The sequence below is a fragment of the bacterium genome (genome assembly GCA_024224155.1).
In the GTDB taxonomy this organism is placed as follows: domain Bacteria; phylum Acidobacteriota; class Thermoanaerobaculia; order Multivoradales; family JAHEKO01; genus CALZIK01.
This window is the reverse complement of the sequence record JAAENP010000194.1, coordinates 1-821: the sequence shown is the minus strand read 5'-3', so window position 1 is coordinate 821 and position 821 is coordinate 1. Positions and strand designations below refer to the sequence as shown.

Here is an 821-nt window from a genome sequence, read left to right as displayed (position 1 = left end):
TTCTCGGCGGCGCCCCGTTCGCTGGAGTGACGGAAGCGCAGGAGGGCAAAGCCCTCGGCGTCCGTTTCCTCCGTCCATTCGAAGAGGACCTTGTTGAGCGGATGAGATCTCTCGCCGCCGACGACCATGGCGAAGGGATAGGGGTCCGTACCCCGCGGCACGACCATCTCGAGCGGCGCGCCATTCGGACCGGCATGCTTCAACAGTTGGAGCGAAACCAACTGCGCGCCGAGGTTCGTGAACTCGGCCCTGAACTCGTCGGTCTCGAGCACCGCGCGGCTCTCCTCCGAGGCCGCGACCATGTCGGCACCGAAATCGATCGCTTCGGACGGGTCTTGGGTACCCGGGTCGTCCGTGCCCGGCGACACCGTCTCTCCCTGCTCCGGAAGGAGGGGCTGCGGAGCGGACTCCTCGGGGCCGCTGTCCCGAGGCGAGCCGGTCTCCTGGTGTGGGACCCCTTCGTCGAGAGTCGACAGATTCGAGGGGTCCTCCGGCGGCCGCAGGGTGACCAGCAGGTAATTCCAGCCGATCAAGATGACGACCGACAACAGAGCAGCGAAGAGAAGCCGGCGATTCTCCACGAACGTTCCTTTCCGAGATTCTCGGGGATCGAGGCTCGCGTTACGGTAGATCTATGCCACCGGGATGCCACGGGTGACAGCGCAGCAGCCGAGCTACGGCGAGCCAGCTCCCCTGCACCACGCCGTATCTGATCACCCCGAGCCGGGCATACTCCGAGCAGGTTGGTGAAAACCGGCAGGCCCTTGGCAGCAGCGGAGAAATCCACCGCTTGTAGAGCTGAAAAAATTCTGCCAGAAACT

At 64.4% G+C, this 821-nt stretch carries 2 protein-coding genes; both read right to left on the bottom strand.

Annotated features, from left to right (window positions below; all coding sequences use genetic code 11):
* On the bottom strand, window positions 1–581 hold a 581-nt coding region (locus GY769_10650; GenBank protein MCP4202377.1), incomplete at its 3' end, for a hypothetical protein.
* Window positions 582–621: 40 nt separating this feature from the next.
* Complete coding sequence (gene yidD / locus GY769_10645) at window positions 622–816, bottom strand: membrane protein insertion efficiency factor YidD (protein MCP4202376.1); 195 nt, start codon at window positions 814–816, stop codon at window positions 622–624.
* Window positions 817–821: the final 5 nt, after the last annotated feature.